The sequence below is a fragment of the Vibrio sp. V33_P6A3T137 genome (genome assembly GCF_009904835.1).
Taxonomy (GTDB): domain Bacteria; phylum Pseudomonadota; class Gammaproteobacteria; order Enterobacterales; family Vibrionaceae; genus Vibrio; species Vibrio metschnikovii.
Map to the genome: position 1 here is coordinate 1 of NZ_WXWK01000145.1, position 5,038 is coordinate 5,038.

A 5,038-nucleotide genomic window follows, 5' to 3' on the forward strand; every position below is an offset into this window, starting at 1 on the left:
ACAAAGGCTCTTGTCGGTAAAGCGACATAGCAACGACCGCCCAAACGGCCATGTCGAGAGGGATACGACGTTTACGAATAGTGGCCACACCGGAAGCTTCTAAGCATTGGTTGATGAAATCAGGACAAAGAATGTCACTGAGTTTTCCAAGTTGTTCAGTATTGGGGGCGTAACGCTTGGCGAGTGTTAGGGCTGTAGTTAATTGCAAAATAAAAGGCTCAAAGTTTTAGGAACTTAGAGCCTTTATAAGCCATCTGTAGGATCGTTCAACCGATCATTTATCTCTTAACTGATCGGCATTAGCATAAAGCGCCTTTTTTACTATCTTTACTATCTTTACTATCAGAACGGATATCGATTAGATATCGATCACATCAAACTCAACTTCTGGACTGACATCGGCATCGTAATCAACACCCTCAACACCAAAGCCAAACAGCTTAAGGAACTCTTCTTTATAAAGCTCATAGTCTGTTAACGTCTTTAGGTTTTCAGTCGTGATTTGCGGCCATAACTCACGGCAGTGCTGCTGAATATCTTCACGCAACTCCCAATCATCGAGACGCAGACGGTTATGATCGTCCGTTTCTGGTGCTGAACCATCGTTTTTATACAAACGCTGGCTGAACAAACGATAGATTTGCTCCATACACCCTTCGTGGATGCCTTCTTCACGCATTTTCTTAAAGACCATTGCGATGTATAACGGCATAACAGGAATCGCCGAGCTGGCTTGAGTGACAACCGACTTTAACACGGCCACATTAGCGCTACCTTGCTTAGCGGCTAATTTTTCATTTAATGCTTGCGCTGCGCGATCTAAATCCATCTTCGCACGACCCAATGCACCATCCCAATAAATTGGCCAAGTCAGCTCAGTACCGATGTAGCTATAAGCGACGGTTTTACAACCGTCCGCTAAAACGCCCGCATCATCAAGCGCTTGCATCCACAACTCCCAATCTTGACCGCCCATCACGGTGATGGTGTCGTTGATTTCTTGTTCAGTGGCAGGTTCAACGCTGGCTTCGATAATGATGTCTTTATTGGTATCAACCGCAGTAGCGGTGTAGGTTTCACCGATTGGTTTCAGGGCCGAGCGAACCACTTCACCGCTATCTGGCATCTTGCGTACCGGAGAGGCCAATGAATAAACCACTAAATCAATTTGACCTAAGTCTTGTTTGATCAACTCAATGGCTTTTTGCTTAGCTTGATCAGAAAAGGCGTCACCATTGAGGCTCTTGGCATATAAACCTTCTTGGTGAGCTAACTTATCAAACGCGGCGGCATTGTAAAACCCAGCGGTTCCGGTTTTCTTTTCCGTACCCGGTTTTTCAAAAAAGACGCCAATCGTTGCAGCACCACCAGCAAAGGCGGCAGCAATACGTGAAGATAAGCCGTAGCCACTAGAGGAGCCAACGACCAGCACACGTTTGGGTGCATTCTTAATCGAGCCTTGTGCTTTAGTATAAGCAATTTGTTCTTTTACGTTCGCTTCACAGCCCACTGGATGAGTGGTTGTGCAAATGAATCCACGAATTTTAGGTTTGATGATCATATTCAACTTCCTTCAAAAATCTCGGTTAGGATAAAAGTTTCAGCGCCACTTCGCATCTTATTTCTGCCCAAAAGCACTTTTTTACTGAGTGGTTGGAGCTGTTCTTAACCTAAATGGTTCAGGATCATCCTATCTTAAACACGCAAGACAAGACCAATCACAAAAAATCAGCGCTACTGTACCATTAACAGCAAAAAATAAGGCCTCAAAAGAGGCCTTAAGACATTAGCAAATTGAATAGGATGAGTTATGCCACATTATTCAATTTTGGTGGATTAACGTTGTGAGTGCGCACTTCGCTTAAATCGTGGCTGAAATGGTCCACTTGAATCGCTTTCGAACGCAGTTTGTCTGCGGCTAAAATCGCTTCAACTTCATTTTCAGTCAAGACACCAGCCGTTTTCGCTTGAGCAAGACGCTCAGTCAAAGGTCCTTTACGAGCCACTTTACCTTCTTTCACCGCTTTATTCATTTGTCGCTCTAATCCTTTAACGCTATACATAGCAAGGAAAGCTTTTTCCATTAAGCCGACGCTATCATCTTCATCTTTGCCGATGTAACACAAATGGGTTAAGCGATCACGATGGGCTCCCGGCGTCATTAAACTTTCGGCAATCTTTACGGTAAGTGTATCGCTAGGCGCTTGATAGTGATTACCTAGTGGGAATATCAATCCTTTTAATAATCCACCGACCGCTTTAATCGGATAATTACGATAAGTATCACTCAGGGCTTTGGCAGCATGATGTAAACAGTGTTGCATCGCGTAGTGCACGTAATCGAGATCCGCTTGTTGACGGCCTTCATCTTCGTAACGCTTTAGAACCGCTGACCCCATATAAAGGAAGCTCAGTGCATCCCCCAAACGCGCAGAGATCATCTCTTTACGTTTCAACTCACCACCCAGAGTCAACATGGCAAAGTCGGCGCTAACCGCTAAGGCACGGCTTAAACGAGTCATTTCTTTATAATACCCTTGGGTCGGCCCACTCATCTCCGCTTTGATGAATCGTGAACCCGTCAGAGCAGCACCAAAAGCACCAAAGGTATTTTTGACTGCATGACCAATGTGTTTAAACAATAACTTATCAAAATCTTTCGCGGCTTGTTCGCTATCTGGGTTAGCAGCCGCTTCCATCTCTTTAAGAACATAAGGGTGACAACGCGTCGCACCTTGACCAAAGATCATCAGGTTACGGGTCAGGATATTGGCCCCTTCCACCGTAATCGCAACGGGAACACCGAGGTAATGGGTCGATAGATAATTCATAGGCCCATCTTGAATTGCACGCCCTGAATGAATATCCATTGAATCATTTAAGATAGTTCGCGCCATTTCTGTCATATGGTATTTAGCAATCGCGGTAATGATCCCTGGACGCTCTTTCATATCGAGAGAGGTTGTTGTCAAAGTGCGTGTCGCTTCGAGTAAGTAAGTCAAACCACCAATTCGACCGAGCGCTTCTGCAACGCCTTCAAACTTACCGATCGACATACCAAACTGCTTACGAACATAAGCATAAGCTCCTGTAGTACGAGAAGTGAGGTGACCAATCGCCGTACCGAGAGCCGGTAAAGAAATACCCCGCCCAGCAGAAAGACACTCAACCAGCATACGCCAGCCTTTACCAGCATAGTCCACGCCACCAATCAGCCATTCCATCGGAATAAAGACATCATTACCACGAGTTGGTCCGTTCATAAACGCTAAACCGAGCGGATCATGACGCTCACCAATTTCCACACCGGTATGGTTGGCTGGAATTAAGGCACAAGTAATACCGAGATCTTTTTTATCACCGAGCAGCCCATCCGGATCGTTCAGTTTAAACGCTAAACCAAGAACGGTAGCAACCGGGGCGAGCGTAATATAACGTTTGTTCCACGTTAAACGAATACCTAGGACTTCTTTACCTTCATGCTTGCCGTAGCACACGATACCTTGATCAGGAATGCCGCCGGCATCGGAGCCTGCTTCTGGGCCCGTTAATGCAAAACAAGGAATATCCGTACCATCAGCTAAACGTGGCAACCAATAATCTTTCTGCTCTTGAGTACCATAATGAGAAAGCAGTTCACCAGGGCCTAGAGAGTTAGGCACCATCACGGTAACGGCAGCACTGATACTGCGCGTCGCAATACGCGATACGATGGTTGAATTGGCCAATGCCGAGAATTCACGGCCACCATATTCTTTAGAAATAATTAATGAGAAGAAGCGCTCTTTACGCAGATAATCCCATACCTCTTTGGGTAGGTCACGATCGTGTTTGATGATTTTATGGTCATCAATCATACCGAGTAGCGTTTCAAGCTCATTATCCATGAATGATTGCTCTTCCGCCGTGAGAGTTGGCTTAGGATAATGATGTAGCGTTGTAAAGTTAGGCTTACCAGAGAACAACTCCCCATCCCACCATACACTTCCGGCTTCCATGGCTTCTTTTTCGGTTGCAGACAGCGGAGGCAACACTTGCTTAAAGAGTTTGAAAGCGGGGTCACTAATCCATTTTCTTCTTAGAGAGCTCATAATTCCGATCCTTTTGTTCACTGGTTAAGATTTATACTTATTATAGTTTCGTTTGGTTCAATTATTTGGCCGCCACTCCAGCAGCCAAATAAGGAATAATCTGGTCAATCATGGAGTTAGCGTCAACTTTAGTCGCAAAATCATTTTCAGCTATTTGCGCTAAAGCTTGGCTGGATGCCATGGTAAAAACACAGGTCCCAAGGGTAAAATGCAGCCGCCAAAACAGCGTCTCGCGAGTTAAATTGGGGTTTGCCTTCATCACTGACTGAGTAAATAAGCTGAGAACGTCGTCATAACGAGTGGTGATAAACCAACGTAAATGACCTTGTACATCGGTATAACCTCGGCCAATCAACAGCATGAAGCGACTGGTACCGCTTGGGCGTATTTGACTCAACGCTTTTAAGGGACCACGTAACGATTCAAAGACTTCTTCCATGCTGTAACTTTCTTGCTCATTCAACGCCATTAATGACTGTTTAACAGCTGGCATAAATGCTTCTAAGTAACGATTTAGTACCGCTCGTACCAGCGTTTTTTTATCACCAAAGTGATAATTCACCGACGCCAGATTGACGTTAGCTTTACTAGTAATGGTACGAAGAGAGGTATCATTAAAACCATGCTCAGCAAATAGCCCTTCTGCTACATCGAGTATTTTTTCTTTGGTACTGCTCTTAGGGGCCATTTCAATCATCCGTATCAAACAACTGTTTGAAATATACCTTTGAAACACGAGATTAACAAGCAATTAACATCACACTTTTTAAACATGGTCCGACCAGATAGTCGCCACCCTATAAAATCCGTGATAAGTCAACATAACTTCTCTGCATTTCAGGTTCTCGAGCAAGAACAAAGGAAAATAATCATTTTTTTTGAACATTTTTCTATTATTTGGGAACTCTTTGTTATTCATCCAGTCTGACTTAGTGTAGTTGGTAGAG

At 44.5% G+C, this 5,038-nt stretch carries 4 protein-coding genes; all 4 read right to left on the reverse strand.

The window, feature by feature from the left end; genetic code table 11:
* On the reverse strand, positions 1–208 hold a 208-nt coding region (locus CAG60_RS13940), incomplete at its 3' end, for a transposase domain-containing protein (protein ID WP_202598592.1).
* Between the two features lie 150 nt (positions 209–358).
* A complete protein-coding gene (gene fabV, locus CAG60_RS13945) occupies positions 359–1,561 on the reverse strand; it encodes an enoyl-ACP reductase FabV (protein WP_154167853.1) in 1,203 nt (400 codons plus the stop codon).
* Between the two features lie 247 nt (positions 1,562–1,808).
* A complete protein-coding gene (locus tag CAG60_RS13950; RefSeq protein WP_161439201.1) occupies positions 1,809–4,091 on the reverse strand; it encodes an acyl-CoA dehydrogenase in 2,283 nt (760 codons plus the stop codon).
* 61 nt (positions 4,092–4,152) lie between these two features.
* Positions 4,153–4,779, reverse strand: a complete 627-nt coding sequence (locus CAG60_RS13955; protein ID WP_186461026.1) for a TetR/AcrR family transcriptional regulator — start codon at positions 4,777–4,779, stop codon at positions 4,153–4,155.
* Between the last annotated feature and the right edge of the window lie 259 nt (positions 4,780–5,038).